Below are 15313 nucleotides of genomic sequence, written 5' to 3' on the forward strand. Positions count from 1 at the left end.
AGCAAAGCCCAAGCAAAGCCCAAGCAAAGCCCAAGCAAAGCCCAAGCAAAGCCCAAGCAAAGCCCAAGCAAAGCCCAAGCAAAGCCCAAGCAAAAGCCTGAAGTTTTTTGCGGCCGTGAGCCGAGGTGCAGCGGCAGACGCAGAAGAGTGAAAGCTAAAGCTGCGAAGCCCAAGCCCAAGCCCAAGCCCAAGCCCAAGGCCAAGCCCAAGGCCAAGGCCAAGGCCAAGCAAAAGCCTGAAGTCTTTTTGCGGCCGTAAGCCGAGGTGCCGCAGCAGACGCAGCAGAGTGAGAGCTAATCCCCTCTCCCGCGTGCGGGAGAGGGGTAGGGGTGAGGGGAGCTCTTAAGCCTCTAGAGCTTTTACAGCTTCCAAAGCTTTCGAGGCCTTTACAGCTTCAAAAGCCTCAACTCCATCACCCAGCCAACTTTCCATAAACACTGAAACCCGTGAGCCACAGCCCCAGCATGCTGCCCAGGTTGGTCAGCATGAAGGTCAGCACGATGCGCGTGACCCGGTTGCGATACCAGCCCTTGGCGCTCTGCGCATCATCACGCAGCTGCAGGAAATCCTGGTAGGTCGGCTTGCGCAGGCGGGTTTCCACCAACGCCGCAAACGCGCCAGTAGGAATGCTCAAGCGGAAAGGCTTGAACGGTGCGACAACAATCGCGGTCAAGATGCTCAACGGATGGCTGGCAGCCAACAAGGCCCCCAAACCCGCCAAACCGCCGGTATACATTGCCCAGGTCATCAGCATGTCGGCGCCCATGCCCATGCCGCCCTTCCAGAAACCAAAGCCAATGCCGCCCAGCACGATGGCCAGAATGCCCAGCGTGATCCACGGGACGTTGCGCTTCTTCGGCACCGACTCCAACTGCTCGCGCAGCGAGCCGGGCGCGTCGGTATCGGTTTCCAGGTAACGGGCCAACCCGGCCAGATGGCCTGCGCCAACCACCGCCAACACATTGCGCTGTTCACTGTTGTGTTCTTCGCGCAGGCGCGTGGCCATGTAGCGGTCGCGCTCGCCGATGATGGCCTGGTACAGCGCCGGGCTTTCATTGGCGAACTCGCCAAAGCTCGACTCCAGCATGTCGCCTTGCTTGAGTTTTTCGATCTCGTCTTCGCCGACATCCTCGGAAGAAAACAGCCCCGCACCCAGGCCCATAACCAGCTTGATCTTGCCGAAGAAGCCCAGGCTCTGCGAGGCGCGGCGGAAAGTCAGGCCAACGTCGCGGTCGATCAGGTGCACCGGCAGGTTGTTGGCCTTGGCCAGTTCCACCGCGCGCTTGAGCTCGGCACCGGGCTCGATGCCGAGCTGCTCGGCCAGGCGCCGCTGATATGCGGCTAGTGCCAGGTTGGCGGCAAACAGCGCCACGCGCCCTTTGCGGATTACTTCAACCAGATCCAGCTGCGCCAGGGCGTTGGGATTGGTCAGCGCCTGCAGGCGCTGCGGGTCCAGTTCCACCGCAACGGCGTCGTACTGGCCGGAGGCAATCGCCTGCTCAACGGCCAACACGCTGGCAGCAGAGACGTGGGCGGTGCCCAGCAGGGTGTAGCGCACGCCGTCGCGTTCAACCACGCGCACAGGCTGGCCAGCCAGCAGTTCGCCGGTGGATTCAACAGAGGAGTCAGTCATTGCTTCATTCATTGGAAGGGGCGCTGTCGGCACCGTCGCCGAGTGCGCGTTGCATCTGCACCGTATCCAACCAGCGCCCGTGCTTGCGGCCAAGGCCGCGGAAGATGCCGATCAGCTCGAAGCCGAAGCGTTCGTGCAGCTTGATCGATGCGGTATTGGTCGGCTCGCCGATCACCGCGATCATCTGCCGGAAGCCGCGAGCGGTGCATTCGTCGATCAGCGCCTGCATCAAGGCGCGGCCAACGCCTTGGCCCTGGAAGCGGCCATCCACGTAGACCGAGTTCTCCACGGTCCACTGGTAGGCAATACGCGCACGGTAGCTGTTGGCGTAGGCATAGCCGGCCACCTCGCCGTCAACAGTGGCGACGAGGTAGGGGAAGCCGCGCGTGGTGATGTCCTGCATGCGCTGCGCCATTTCCGCTTCGCTGGGCACCTCGTATTCGTAGGTGTTGACCAGTTCGCGGACTTCCACCGCGTAGATCGCGGTGATGGCCGGGATGTCGGCCGGTGTTGCTTGACGCAGTTGCAGGCTCATCGCAGGTCCAATCAGTCGATGTAACGCTTGAGCAGATCGCCGTAGGCATCGATGCGGCGATCACGCAGGAACGGCCAGATGCGGCGCACGTGCTCGCTGCGCTGCAGGTCGACTTCGCAGACCAGCAGGGTTGCATCGGTACCGGCTTCGGCAATGAACTCACCCTGCGGCCCCAGCACATGGCTGTTGCCCCAGAAGTTGATGCCCGATGCGCCCAGCGGGGAGGCTTCGTGGCCGACGCGGTTGCAGCTCAGTACCGGCACGCCGTTGGCCACGGCGTGGCCGCGATGGCTGAGCACCCAAGCATCGCGCTGGCGATTCTTCTCGTCCTGCATGTCGTCCGGATCCCAGCCGATGGCGGTGGGGTAGAGCAGCAGTTCGGCACCGGCCAGCGCCATCAGGCGCGCGGCTTCCGGATACCACTGGTCCCAGCAGACAAGCACGCCGAGGCGACCCACCGAGGTGTCGATCGGCTTGAAGCCGATGTCGCCCGGGGTGAAGTAGAACTTCTCGTAGAAGCCCGGGTCGTCGGGGATGTGCATCTTGCGGTACTTGCCCAGCAGGGTGCCATCCTTCTCGAATACCACGGCGGTGTTGTGGTACAGGCCGGCGGCACGGCGTTCGAACAGCGAGCCGACGATCACCACGCCATGCTTCCTGGCCAGTGCGCCGAGGTGTTCGGTGCTCGGGCCCGGAATCGGTTCGGCCAGATCGAATTCGTCCACCGACTCGTGCTGGCAGAAGTAAGGGCCGTTATGCAGTTCCTGCAGCAGCACCAGTTTGGCGCCCTGCGCAGCAGCCTCGGCCACACGTGCGTCGATCACCGCCAGATTGGCGGCGGCATCACCGTGGTTACGCTCCTGGACCAGAGCGACGGTAAGGGGGCTGCGCGAGTTCATGCTGCGATCCTGCGGGGGAAAACGCGCATGTTAGCGCGGATGCGCCTCTTCAATGTGGCCAGGGCTGAACAGATGGCGATGCAGGGCGCGTAGGCGCTTCGTGCCGCCTTTGGGTAGAGCCGAGCCATGCTCGGCTGAACATGTATGCGACGGATCCGGTTTGCATGCTGCTGGATCGAAATGCAGCCGGACGTGATTCGGTGCTATGGCTTGAACCCCTCTTCTACTGGCGGAAGAGGGATTGGACTGCGGCGGCTATTTTCGCCGGTGAAGCCACTGCCGAGCATGGCTCGGCACTACGCTTTGAGCCCCTCTCCCGTTTGCGGGAGAGGGGTTGGGGTGAGGGCGGCTTTTCGCTGGTGAAGCCTCTGCCGAGCATGGCTCGGCACTACAGGTGCCGCTTAGTTCTTCAGCAGGCCGGCCGGCAGTTGCATGGTGATGCAGTGCAGGCTGCCGTTCTGCCAGATCAGCGAGCGGCAGGGCACCTGCACGATTTCACGATCCGGGAAGGCCTGGGCCAGAACATCGCGCGCTGCGTCGTCTGCAACGTCACCGTAGGCGGGCATCAGCACCGCGCCGTTGACGATCAGGAAGTTTGCGTAGGACGCGGCCAGGCGGCGGCCTTCGTCCAGCACCGGTTCTGCCCACGGCAGGGGGAACAGGCGGTACGGTTTGCCGTCGCGGGTGCGCAGTGCAGCCAGTTCGGCGCCCATGGCCTGCAGCTCGGCGTAGTGCGAGTCCTGCGGGTCATCGCAGTTCTGGTAGACGATGCTGTCGACCGAGGCGAAACGGGCGAGGGTATCGATGTGGGCGTCGGTGTCGTCGCCTTCCAGGTAACCGTGGTCCAGCCACAGCACGCGTTCCTGCTGCATCCATGCCGCCATGTCGGCGCTCAGCGAGGCGCGGTCACGGTCCGGGTGGCGTTCGTGCAGGCACTTCCAGGTGGTCAGCAAGGTGCCGGCGCCGTCGGTATCGATGGCGCCACCTTCCAGTGCGAACGGAATGCTGCGCACCTGTGCGTTGTTGAACACCTGGGCCTGGTCCAGTACGCCGACCAGTTGGTCGTCGAGGCTGGCTTCGAATTTGCCACCCCAGCCGGTGAAGCGGAAATCCAGCAGCTGGAAGCTGCCGTCGGCGCGCTTGAGGGTGATCGGGCCGGAATCGCGCAGCCAGGTGTCGTCGTAGGCTGCGGTGACGAAACGCACGCGATCCATCTCCACGCGGTTGGAGCGCAGGCGCATTTCCGCGTAGGTCTCGATGTCGTCATCGGCCACGCAGATCAGCACTGGCTGGAAACGGGTGATGGCGCTGACCAGCGCGATGTAGGTTTCCTCGACCTCGGCCAAGCGCTCGGCCCAGTCGGTGTCGGCGTTCGGCCAGGCGATCAATACGCCGGACTGGGTTTCCCATTCGGCTGGAAAGCGGAGCGTTTCGTTCATTCTTCTCGGATGCAGTCGGCCCGGTCGGGCGTTGGGGGCGACAGGCCGGGCCTGCCGCCGGGAAAGGGTTCAGCGGATGGGTGGCTTCGGGCCGACTTCGTCAGGGCTGGCCTGGCGGGCCACCACGTCGATCACGCGCTGCCGTTCGAAGTACACGGTGAATGCAGGGTAGACCCAGCGGTTGATGGTCGGCCACTGGCGCTTCTGGCCGCCGCGCGGATCCATGCGCTCGCTGGGCGCACCGAAACGGGCTTCCACCTGGGCCATGCTCTGGCCGCGGGCGGGGATCGCTTCGGCAGGTTTTTCCTGCGCGCGCTCGATCAACAAGGTGTCGGCCAGTGCTGCCGGTGTGGCAGCCAGTGCGGCGATCAGGCCGAGAATCGTCAAGGTTTGCTTCATTGGTCACATCTCCCCAGAGGACAGGCTGCGATTACAGCAAAAAACGAAGCCGAAAGTACGGGTTCATGTCGTTTTTAGTGAGCACGCTCAGCATTGCGTCAGCGCTGTGTTCGGCCCGGTACGCAAAAAGCCGCCCGAGGGCGGCTTTTTGACGTTGCCCAACCCCTGCGGGTCAGGCGCTGGCTTGCGCCAGTTTGCTCAGCGCTGGCGAGCCTTGAAGCGCGGGTTCGACTTGCAGATCACGAAGATCTTGCCGCGACGGCGCACAACCTTGCAATCACGGTGACGGGTCTTCGCCGACTTCAGGGAGGACAGAACTTTCATGACATACCTCGGCGGATAACTAGTAAGGAGATCTTAGGAGCGTGGCCGCGGATATGCAGGATAACGCCCGTTCAAGCCCGCCATTCTACCGGGTAATTCCACGCCGGTTCAAGTGCTTGCGTGCAAACACCTGCCGGGATGGCGGTGCGGGGCGCTAGAATAGCCTGATTCTCGCTCCAGACAGGCCTCCAGATGAGCCAATTGCCCCCCGTTCTTACCATTGATGGCCCGTCCGGGGCCGGCAAGGGTACTGTCAGTCGCATCGTTGCCCGCCAGCTGGGCTGGCACTATCTGGACTCCGGTGCGCTTTACCGCGCGGTGGGCGTGGCCGCCAGCTGGGCGGATATCGACACTTCCGATGCGTCGGCGCTGGTGCGCTGTACCTTTGATACCAAGGTGCAGTTCGTGGAGCAGGGCGAAAACCTGCGGGTGCTGGTCAATGGTACCGATGCAACCGACGAGCTGCGGCTGGAAACCACCGGGGCGCTGGCCTCGGCCATTGCCGCCATTCCGGAGGTGCGCGCAGCGCTGAAGGAGCGTCAGCGCGCATTCAGGATTTTGCCCGGGTTGGTGGCTGATGGCCGGGACATGGGAACCGTCATCTTTCCCGACGCCCCATTCAAGGTTTTCCTGACTGCCAGCGCCGAGGAACGCGCCCAAAGGCGGCATAAACAGTTGAAAGAGAAAGGGGTTTCGGTTAACTTTGAAGACCTCCTGCGTGAGATCATGGCCCGCGACGCCCGTGATGCACAGCGCGCAGTGGCGCCCCTGAGGCCGGCCGAAGACGCCGTTCTCATCGACACCAGCGGAATTGGCATCGACGACGTCGTTGCCAAGGTGCTGGGTCTGGTTTCCAAGGAAGCCTGACCCTGGCTGCGTTGAGTGCGATCAGTTGACCGATTGCAGTCGCACCAAAGGTGTTGCAACAACCCGCTGCGCAATGGTGCGTGGTGGGCTTTTTCATTCACATGCGGCTGCCTTCATGGAGTCGTTCAACAGGCTGGACAGTACGGGTTTTCGCAACAGATCCGCTGTCCATATGTTCAACTGAGAAATCTAATGACCGAATCATTTGCAGAACTGTTTGAAGCCAGTCAGGCCAATCTGGCCAAGCTGAAGCCCGGTGCCATCGTTATCGGTACCGTCGTTGAGGTCCGCGGCGACGTGGTGATCATCAACGCCGGCCTGAAGTCCGAAGGCATCGTGCCGATCGAACAGTTCCGTAACGACGCTGGTGAGATCGACGTGGGCGTGGGCGACCAGGTGAAGGTTGCCCTCGACTCGATCGAGAACGGCTTCGGCGAAACCGTCCTGTCGCGCGAGAAAGCAAAGCGCGCCATGGTGTGGGACGAGCTGGAAGAAGCGTTGGAAAAGAACGAAACCATCACCGGCCGCATCAGCGGCAAGGTCAAGGGTGGTTTCACCGTGGACATCAAGGATGTCCGCGCATTCCTGCCCGGTTCGCTGGTCGATGTGCGCCCCGTGCGCGACCCGGCCTACCTGGAAGGCAAGGAGCTGGAATTCAAGCTCATCAAGCTGGACCGCAAGCGTAACAACGTGGTCGTGTCGCGTCGTGCAGTTGTCGAGAGCGAGCATTCGGAAGAGCGCGAGCAGCTGATGGACAAGCTGCAGGAAGGCGCCATCCTGAAGGGTGTCGTCAAGAACCTGACCGATTACGGCGCATTCGTGGACCTGGGCGGTATCGACGGCCTGCTGCACATCACCGACATGGCATGGAAGCGCGTGCGCCATCCGTCCGAAGTCGTGAACGTCGGCGACGAGCTGGACGTGCGCGTGCTGAAGTTCGACCGCGAGCGCAACCGCGTTTCGCTGGGCCTGAAGCAGCTGGGCGAAGATCCGTGGGACAACATCGCACGTCGTTACCCGGCCAACAGCCGCGTGTTCGGCAAGGTCTCCAACGTGACCGATTACGGCGCGTTCGTTGAGATCGAGCCGGGCGTTGAAGGCCTGGTGCACGTCTCCGAGATGGATTGGACCAACAAGAACGTCAACCCGTCCAAGGTTGTCCAGGTTGGTGATGAAGTCGAAGTGATGGTGCTGGACGTTGATGAAGAGCGTCGTCGTATCTCGCTGGGCATGAAGCAGGTTGCTGCCAACCCGTGGGAAACCTTCGCCGCCATCTTCAAGAAGGGCGACAAGGTTTCCGGCCAGATCAAGTCGATCACCGATTTCGGTATCTTCATCGGTCTGGACGGCGGCATCGACGGCCTGGTTCACCTGTCGGACATCAGCTGGAACACCACCGGCGAAGACGTCGTTCGCAACTTCAAGAAGGGCGACACCCTGGACGCAGTGGTCCTGGCCGTCGATCCGGAGCGCGAGCGCATCTCGCTGGGCGTCAAGCAGCTTGAGCAGGATCCGTTCGGTCAGTACATGGCTGCCAACCCGAAGGGTTCGAAGGTCGAAGGCGTTGTCAAGGAAGTTGATGCCAAGGGCGCAACCATCGAGCTGGCTGACGGCATCGAAGGTTATGTCTCGGCACGTGACGTCGCCAACGAGCGCGTTGATGACGCGACCCAGTTCCTGAAGGTCGGCGACAAGGTTGAAGCCAAGTTCGTGGGCATGGACCGTAAGGGCCGCACCCTGCAACTGTCGATCAAGGCCAAGGACGATGCCGAAATGCGCGAAGTGCTGGAGGAATACCAGTCCTCTTCGGCATCCAGCGGCACCACCCAGCTGGGCGCGCTGCTGCGTGCACAGCTGAACGGCAACAAGTCCGAGTAATCGGCCTGCTGTAAGTAGTTGTGACCTGAGCGGCCCGGACATCAGTCCGGGCCGCTTCAGGGTAAGACCCTGCCATTGACGAGTACGCAATGACCAAATCCGAATTGATCGAAATCCTCGCGCGCCACCAGGCGCACCTGAAGGCCGATGATGTCGATCTGGCGGTCAAGTCATTGCTGGAAATGATGGGTGGGGCGTTGTCCTCCGGGGATCGCATAGAGATCCGCGGTTTCGGTAGTTTCTCCCTGCATTACCGCCCGCCGCGCCTGGGCCGCAACCCGAAGACGGGTGAGTCGGTCGCGTTGCCGGGCAAGCATGTGCCGCATTTCAAGCCGGGCAAGGAGCTACGCGAGCGCGTCAGTTCGGTGGTGCCGCTGGAAAGCGACCCTGCCTGAGCGAGCTTGCGTGAAGTATCTCGCGGCAGATTGAATGCTGCGAATTCATGCGCTGAACGGTAAGCTACGGGCTCTTGTTACAGGAGTAAGCCGGCGCATGAAGATCGTTCGATTAGTGATCCTGCTGGCGGTGTTGATAGGTGGCCTGGTGATCGGCTCGCTCAACTCCCAGGCCATCGAAATCAGCCTTGCGTTCTGGGTGCTCAAAACCACGTCGGGTATCGCGATCATCGCCTCGCTGCTGCTGGGTGCATTGGTGGGCGGCGGCATGGTGATGGCCGGCCTGGTCGTGCCGATGTACGCCAAACTGCGGCGCGCCAACAAGGCCGCTGCCACCGCAGCGCCCGAACCCGCCACGCCTGCCGCGCAGGCACCTTCTCCCTTTGACGGACGCTGAGTAACGATGGCCTTCATCAGTGAATGGTTCTGGTTTTTCCTGTTCCTGCCGATCGCCGCGCTGGGCGGCTGGGTAATTGGGCGCCGTGGCGGCCAACGCCATAGCGAAAACCAGGTCAGCCGTCTTTCCAGCACCTATTTCCGTGGCTTGAACTATCTGCTCAACGAGCAGCCGGACAAGGCCATCGAGTTGTTCCTGCATATCGCCGAACTGGACAAGGAGACCTTCGAGACGCAGGTCGCCTTGGGTCATCTGTTCCGCCGTCGTGGCGAAGTGGATCGTGCGATCCGCCTGCACCAGGGGCTGGTCAACCGTAATGATCTGAGCGATGCGCAGCGCGTGCAGGCGCTGCTGGCGCTGGGCGAGGACTATATGAAGTCCGGCCTGCTGGACCGTGCCGAAACCGTGTTCACCGAGCTGGCCCAGCTGGACCAGCGTGCGCCGCAGGCCCTGAAGCACCTGATCAGCATCTACCAGGCCGAACGTGACTGGGAAAAGGCGATCGAGAACGCCACCCGCTATGAAGCGGTGACCGATGAGCCGATGGGCAAGTTGATTGGTCAGTTCGAATGCGAGCTGGCGGAGCGCTATCGCGCGGCAGGGCGTCTGGATGATGCCCGTGCGGCCATCAACCGGGCCAATGTGGCCGATGCGATGAGCGTGCGCGCGGGCATCATCGAAGGGCGCCTGGAAAGTGATTTCGGCAATGACGAGGCCGCTGTAAGGGCCTTCGAGCGGGCCGCGCGCAACGACCCGGACTATCTGCCGGAAATCCTGCCGCAGCTGATGAAGAACTACCGCAATGTGGGTGATCTGGCAGGCGCGCGTGCGTTTCTGGCGGAGATGACCGAGCACTATCGTGGGATCGCGCCGGTGCTGGCGCTGACCCATTTGATGGAAGAGCAGGAAGGGACGGCCCCGGCGCGTGCCTATCTTGGGCGCCAGCTCAAGGACCGGCCATCGGTGCGCGGCGAGTCCGCCCTGATCGACCTGACCCTGGCCGAAGGCGCCGATCCGGTTGCGACCTTGCAGGACCTGAAGCACATCACCGACCAGCTGCTGGTACGCAACCCGGCGTATCGCTGCACGCGTTGTGGGTTTGGCGCACGTACCCATCATTGGCAGTGCCCGAGCTGCAAGGAATGGGGCACGGTAAAGCCGCTATTGAACTACGCGGTGCTCTGAGTGCCGGTACTGCATTACTGGCTGTTGCTGTGGGTGTTGATCACCGCAGCCACGGTAACCTGGTTGGCAATCCGCTACGCGCATTGGCGGCGCCTGATCGACCAGCCCGGGGAGCGGCGCAGCCACAACGTATCCACGCCACGCGGCGGCGGTATCGGCATCGTTGTCTCGCAGTTGCTGGCCTGTGTGCTTGGGGCGGTGCTATTGCCGGACTATTCGGCAGCGCTGCTGGTATTCGCGCTGGGACTGCTGCTGGTTGCAGGTATCGGATGGTGGGATGACCACCGCTCTCTGCCGGCGCTGCCGCGCCTGTGTGTGCACCTGCTGGCTGGCCTGCTGCTAGGCGGAATTGTCTGGTTCGGCACTGGGAGTCTGCTCAAGGCCGTGTTCTGCTTTGGCTTGGCGGTGTCGTTGGTGAACATCTGGAATTTCATGGATGGGATCAACGGTCTGGCGACCACCCAGGCGATTCTGGTCGGGGTGGGCGCTGGCTTGCTGTTGCCTGGCAGCTATTCCTTGGCCGGCTGGGCATTGGCGGCGGGGTGTGCGGGTTTTCTGCCTTTCAACTTCCCCCGTGCCCGCATTTTCATGGGCGACGTTGGCAGCGGCGCGCTGGGTTATCTGGTGGCCGGCCTGCTGGCGTTGGGCCTGGGTGTTACCGAGACAGCGCCGGTGTTGTGGTTGGTACTGCCGGCGGTATTTTTGGCTGATGCAGGCTTCACACTTTTATCACGCATGCTCAAAGGGGAGCGCTGGATGCAACCGCATACCCAGCACCTGTATCAAGGTTTCGTGAAGCGTGAATACAGTCACACGGCTGTTACGTTGGGTTATGCCCTCTTCACCCTTGTGGGGCTTACACTTGCAGCGCAATTTTCAAGGCTTCCCCTAGGTTGGGGGTGGGCAGGGGGCGTTACCTGGCTGGCTGTTACGGCAGCGGTGTGGGCGTTCCTGCGTGCCACGGCACTTAAATAAGGACAAGGTTTTCTATGGCTTCTTGGCACGAGCGCTTTGCAGGCGGTGGCCCGCGTTACGCGGTGATGCTGCATGACCTGATGATGGTGTGGCTGTGTTGGCAGTTGTTGCTGATGGCCCGCTTCGCGCTGCTCGACGCCGGCCCTGTGCATCCATGGTTCACGCTGGACGTACTGATCGTCGTCGGCATCCAGGCGGTGGCGTTCTGGAAGGTTGGCCTGTATCGCGGTCTTTGGCGTTTTGCCTCCGTCGCTGATCTGATAAACATCTTCAAAGCCTCATTCATAGGCTTGCTGGCGATTGTGGTTGTGTTCTCCTATCGCCGCCTGGAAGGCATCCCCATCTCGGTGTTGGTGGTTTATCCATTTGCGCTGTCCGCGCTGCTGGGTGGGCCGCGCCTGCTGTACCGCGCCTGGAAGGATTATCAGGCCATGCATTCGGATGCCAGTGCGCGGCGCGTGCTGGTGCTTGGCGCAGGCCAGGCCGCCGAGTCCCTGATAAAGGACCTGCGTCGGTCCGGTGACTATGAGCCGGTGGGGTTGCTGGACGATTCGCCGCACCTGCAGGGCGCCTGGGTACACGGTGCCGCGATTCTGGGAACCTTGGACGAGGTCGCGCTGGTGGCCAAGGAAACCAGTGCCAAGTTGCTGGTGATTGCCATTCCGACGCTGGACGCCGCTGGCATGCAGCGAGTTGTGGGCTTGTGCGAAAGCACGGGTCTGCCGTTCCGTACCGTACCTCGACTTACGGATGTGCTTGAGGGCAGTTCGCTGCCCGGCCAACTCAAGGAAGTGGCCATCGAAGACCTGCTCGGGCGCAAGCCGATCCTGCCGGATTGGGAACTGCTGCGCAGCTGGTTGCGTGGGCGCACGGTGCTGGTTACCGGTGGTGGCGGCTCCATTGGTTCGGAACTGTGCAGGCAGTGTGCACGGCATGGCATATCGCGCATCGTGGTGCTGGAAATCAGCGAACTGCTGATGATCAACATCCAAGCCGAGCTGCGCAGGAGTTTCCCGGACCTGGAAGTGCATGGCGTGCTGGGTGACTGCGGTGATCCGGCCGTCATCCGTCATGCGTTGCGCAGCTACAACCCCGATACGGTGTTCCACGCGGCGGCTTACAAGCAGGTGCCGCTGCTTGAGGCGCAGCTGCGTGAAGCGGTGCGCAACAACACCTTGTCAACAGAGTGCGTCGCCTCGGCTTGCATTGAAGCCAAAGTCGAGAATTTTGTTTTCATCTCAACCGACAAGGCCGTGGATCCGGCCAACGCGCTGGGCGCGACCAAGCGCTACGCCGAGATGATCTGCCAAAGCTTGAACAAGCGCGCACCGCATACGCGCTTCGTCACAGTGCGCTTCGGCAACGTGCTCGGTTCGGTGGGCAGTGTGGTGCCCATGTTCCGCGAGCAGATCCGCAAGGGTGGCCCGATCACCGTCACCCATCCGGATGTAAGCCGCTACTTCATGACCATTCCCGAGGCTTGCCTGCTGATTCTGCAGGCAGCCGCGTCGTCATCGCGCGGGGCCATCTACATGCTGGATATGGGCGAGCCGGTGTTCATCCGCCATCTTGCCGAGCAGATGATCCGCTTGGCAGGCAAGCAGCCGGGGGTCGATATTCCGATCATCTATACCGGCTTGCGGCCCGGTGAAAAGCTGCACGAAAGCCTGTTCTATGAAGATGAGAACTGCCAGCCCACAGCCCACCCCAAGGTGATGGCTGCAGGTGTGCGCGAGTTTTCGCCCGAACTGGTATTGAACAATGTGACCGCGCTACGGAAGGCGGTTGCTGCCTACGATATCGAGGCGATGAGGCATATTCTGGGCACCACCATTCCCGAGTTCATGCCGGCCGATGATGTTGGCGCGCAGACGGGTACTGCCAATGTAGTGCCATTCCCCACCTCCAAAGAAGTCGGAAGAAACCACTGATGCAAGGTCGTATTAAAAAAGCAGTGTTTCCTGTTGCCGGGCTTGGGACGCGTTTCCTTCCTGCAACCAAGACCGTGCCGAAGGAGATGCTGCCGATCATCGATCGGCCGCTGATCCAGTACGCGGTCGATGAAGCCATCGAGGCGGGTTGTGACACCCTGATCTTCATCACCAACCGCTACAAGCATGCGGTGGCGGACTATTTCGACAAGGCCTACGAGCTGGAACAGAAGCTCGAGCGTGCCGGCAAGCACGAGCAGCTGGAGCTGATCCGTCACGTGCTGCCCAAGGGCGTGCGGGCTGTATTTGTAACCCAGACCGAAGCGTTGGGCCTGGGTCACGCAGTGCTCTGCGCAAAGGCGATTGTCGGTGACGAGCCGTTTGCGGTTCTGCTGCCCGATGACCTGATCTGGAACCGTGGCGAAGGTGCGTTGAAGCAGATGGCTGACCTCAACGAGATCAGCGGCGCCAGCGTCATTGCGGTGGAAGACGTGCCGCACGACAAGACTGGCAGCTACGGCATCGTAGCTACCGACAAGTTTGATGGTCGCAAGGGGCATATCACCCAGATCGTCGAGAAGCCCAAGCCGGAAGATGCCCCCAGTGATCTGGCCGTGGTGGGGCGTTACGTGCTCAGCCCGAAGATCTTCGGCCTGCTGGAGGCCACTGGCACCGGTGCAGGCGGCGAGATCCAGTTGACCGATGCGATCGCGCAGCTGCTCAAGACCGAGCAGGTGGATGCGTATCGTTTTGAAGGTACGCGTTTTGACTGCGGTACCCATCTGGGCTTGGTTGAGGCCACGGTGCGCTTTGCGTTGGAAAACGAGAAGCTGGCAGGCCCTGCGCGCGAGATGATGCAGAAGATGCTGGCGGAGTAAGTGCCGCGAAGCAATCTGGAAGCTGGCATTGATGCCTGCTTGGTGGAGTTGAAGGGCAGCCGAAAGGCTGCCTTTCTGCTTTTTTGCGTGGTGCCGCCGTCTTTGGTAGAGCGCAGCGATGCTGCGCTGGGGTTTTATCGGGAAGGCCTCTGTCGAGCATGGCTCGGCACTACGCGGGAAGGCCTCTGCCGAGCATGGCTCGGCACTACGCGGGAAGGCCTTTGCCGAGCATGGCTCGGCACTACGCGGGAAGGCCTTTGCCGAGCATGGCTCGGCAATACATGCTCCTGTTGGGATTGAGTAACAAAGAAGGCGGCCTTGCGGCCGCCTTCTTGAATCAACGTTGCAGCAAACCGCTTACAGCGATTCGAAGATACCCGCAGCGCCCATGCCGGTACCGATGCACATGGTGACCATGCCGTACTTCTGCTGGCGACGGCGCAGGCCGTGCAGCAGGGTGGCGGTACGGATCGCGCCGGTGGCACCCAGCGGATGGCCCAGGGCAATGGCGCCGCCCAGCGGGTTGACCTTGGACGGGTCCAGGCCGCAGTCACGGATGACCGCCAGCGACTGCGCGGCAAAGGCTTCGTTGAGTTCGATCCAATCCAGCTGGTCCTGAGTCAGGCCGGCCTGCTTCAAGGCCTTGGGAATAGCTGCGATCGGGCCGATGCCCATCACTTCCGGGCGCACACCGGCGACCGAGAAGCTGACGAAGCGGGCCAGCGGGGTCAGGCCGTAATCCTTGATCGCCTGCTCCGATGCCAGCAGCACCGCACCGGCACCATCGCTCATCTGCGAGGAGTTGCCGGCGGTAACCGAGCCGCCGAACTGACCGTTGCGAAACACCGGGCGCAGCTTGGCCAGGCCTTCAGCCGAAGAGTCCAGACGCGGGCCTTCATCGGTATCGGCCAGCTTGTTGCGGGTGATGATGCGCTTGCCGTCGGCCAGGTCAGGCAGGTGCGAGACGATGTCGTAGGGACTGATCTCGTCCTTGAACTCGCCGTTCTGGATTGCGGCAATGGCCTTCTGGTGCGAAGCCAGGGCAAAGGCGTCCTGTTCCTCGCGCGAGACCTTCCATTCTTCGGCGACCTTCTCGGCGGTGATGCCCATGCCGTAGGCAATGGCGACGTGGTCGTTGTCGAACACGCTCGGTGCCATCGCGATCTTGTTGCCCATCATCGGCACCATCGACATCGACTCGGTACCGCCGGCCAGCATCAGGTCGCTGTTGCCCAGACGGATCTGGTCAGCGGCCATCGCCACGGCCTGCAGGCCGGACGAGCAGAAGCGGTTCACCGTCTGCGCGGCGATGGTGTTCGGCAGGCCAGCCAGCAGCACGCCGATGCGCGCCACGTTCATGCCTTGCTCTGCTTCTGGCATGGCGCAGCCGATGATGGCGTCGTCGATGCGGTTGACGTCCACGCCCGGAGCCTGCGCGACCACGGAGCGGAGCACGTGGGCGAGCATGTCGTCCGGACGGGTGTTGCGGAACATGCCCTTGGGCGCCTTGCCAACCGGGGTGCGGGTGGCGGCGACGATGTAGGCGTCCTGGATTTGCTTGGTCATTGCAGTGATCTC

Annotated in this window: 16 protein-coding genes; 9 read left to right on the forward strand and 7 right to left on the reverse strand. The window is 62.1% G+C overall.

Translation table 11 applies throughout. The features are described 5' to 3' along the window. Window positions 1-258: hypothetical protein (locus ABE493_RS08865; RefSeq protein WP_430980739.1), on the forward strand; the 258-nt coding region annotated here is incomplete at its 5' end. Window positions 259-412: 154 nt separating this feature from the next. Here the strand turns inward: ABE493_RS08865 and ABE493_RS08870 are convergent. The 6 genes from ABE493_RS08870 to ykgO form a co-directional block, all read right to left on the reverse strand. Beyond that, the gene (locus tag ABE493_RS08870) at window positions 413-1645 is read right to left on the reverse strand and encodes a TraB/GumN family protein (protein ID WP_430980740.1); all 1233 of its coding nucleotides are present in this window, start codon (window positions 1643-1645) and stop codon (window positions 413-415) included. Next, on the reverse strand, window positions 1638-2168 hold the full coding sequence (locus ABE493_RS08875) for a GNAT family N-acetyltransferase (RefSeq protein ID WP_346498572.1): 531 nt from the start codon (window positions 2166-2168) through the stop codon (window positions 1638-1640). The genes ABE493_RS08870 and ABE493_RS08875 overlap by 8 nt, the downstream gene beginning before the upstream one ends. A gap of 11 nt (window positions 2169-2179) precedes the next feature. Beyond that, the gene (locus ABE493_RS08880; RefSeq protein WP_346498573.1) at window positions 2180-3067 is read right to left on the reverse strand and encodes a carbon-nitrogen hydrolase; all 888 of its coding nucleotides are present in this window, start codon (window positions 3065-3067) and stop codon (window positions 2180-2182) included. A gap of 401 nt (window positions 3068-3468) precedes the next feature. Continuing rightward, window positions 3469-4506, reverse strand: a complete 1038-nt coding sequence (locus tag ABE493_RS08885) for an agmatine deiminase family protein (protein WP_346498574.1) — start codon at window positions 4504-4506, stop codon at window positions 3469-3471. Between the two features lie 69 nt (window positions 4507-4575). Continuing rightward, on the reverse strand, window positions 4576-4905 hold the full coding sequence (locus tag ABE493_RS08890) for a hypothetical protein (protein WP_346498575.1): 330 nt from the start codon (window positions 4903-4905) through the stop codon (window positions 4576-4578). Between the two features lie 198 nt (window positions 4906-5103). Then, the gene (gene ykgO / locus ABE493_RS08895) at window positions 5104-5229 is read right to left on the reverse strand and encodes a type B 50S ribosomal protein L36 (RefSeq protein ID WP_057628212.1); all 126 of its coding nucleotides are present in this window, start codon (window positions 5227-5229) and stop codon (window positions 5104-5106) included. A 192-nt stretch (window positions 5230-5421) separates the two neighbouring features. Here ykgO and cmk point away from each other — a divergent pair, with 192 nt between their 5' ends. The 8 genes from cmk to galU all read left to right on the forward strand — a co-directional run bounded on the left by cmk (window position 5422) and on the right by galU (window position 13735). After that, entirely contained in the window at window positions 5422-6096 is a 675-nt protein-coding gene (gene cmk, locus ABE493_RS08900) for a (d)CMP kinase (RefSeq protein WP_346498576.1), read from the forward strand. A 192-nt stretch (window positions 6097-6288) separates the two neighbouring features. Then, window positions 6289-7974: a 30S ribosomal protein S1 gene (gene rpsA / locus ABE493_RS08905; protein ID WP_346498577.1), complete on the forward strand. Its 1686-nt coding sequence runs from the start codon at window positions 6289-6291 to the stop codon at window positions 7972-7974. Between the two features lie 89 nt (window positions 7975-8063). Further along, the gene (locus ABE493_RS08910) at window positions 8064-8369 is read left to right on the forward strand and encodes an integration host factor subunit beta (RefSeq protein WP_057628209.1); all 306 of its coding nucleotides are present in this window, start codon (window positions 8064-8066) and stop codon (window positions 8367-8369) included. A gap of 97 nt (window positions 8370-8466) precedes the next feature. Next, window positions 8467-8766: a hypothetical protein gene (locus ABE493_RS08915; RefSeq protein ID WP_346498578.1), complete on the forward strand. Its 300-nt coding sequence runs from the start codon at window positions 8467-8469 to the stop codon at window positions 8764-8766. 6 nt (window positions 8767-8772) lie between these two features. Beyond that, window positions 8773-9951 (forward strand): lipopolysaccharide assembly protein LapB, encoded by a 1179-nt coding sequence (lapB, locus tag ABE493_RS08920; RefSeq protein WP_346498579.1) that lies wholly within the window; start codon window positions 8773-8775, stop codon window positions 9949-9951. Next, window positions 9952-10926 carry a lipopolysaccharide biosynthesis protein gene (locus ABE493_RS08925; RefSeq protein WP_346498580.1) on the forward strand — a complete coding sequence of 325 codons (975 nt, stop codon included), beginning with the start codon at window positions 9952-9954 and terminating at the stop codon, window positions 10924-10926. It begins immediately after the preceding gene. Window positions 10927-10940: 14 nt separating this feature from the next. After that, window positions 10941-12857, forward strand: a complete 1917-nt coding sequence (locus tag ABE493_RS08930; RefSeq protein WP_346498581.1) for a polysaccharide biosynthesis protein — start codon at window positions 10941-10943, stop codon at window positions 12855-12857. Beyond that, the gene (gene galU, locus ABE493_RS08935; protein WP_346498582.1) at window positions 12857-13735 is read left to right on the forward strand and encodes a UTP--glucose-1-phosphate uridylyltransferase GalU; all 879 of its coding nucleotides are present in this window, start codon (window positions 12857-12859) and stop codon (window positions 13733-13735) included. Before ABE493_RS08930 ends, galU begins: the two co-directional genes overlap by 1 nt. 357 nt (window positions 13736-14092) lie before the next feature. On the opposite strand, the gene ABE493_RS08940 is transcribed toward galU, so the two are convergent. Beyond that, window positions 14093-15301: an acetyl-CoA C-acyltransferase gene (locus tag ABE493_RS08940; RefSeq protein WP_346498583.1), complete on the reverse strand. Its 1209-nt coding sequence runs from the start codon at window positions 15299-15301 to the stop codon at window positions 14093-14095. Window positions 15302-15313 lie beyond the last annotated feature (12 nt).

This window comes from Stenotrophomonas terrae, from assembly GCF_039674165.1.
Classification (GTDB): domain Bacteria; phylum Pseudomonadota; class Gammaproteobacteria; order Xanthomonadales; family Xanthomonadaceae; genus Stenotrophomonas; species Stenotrophomonas terrae_A.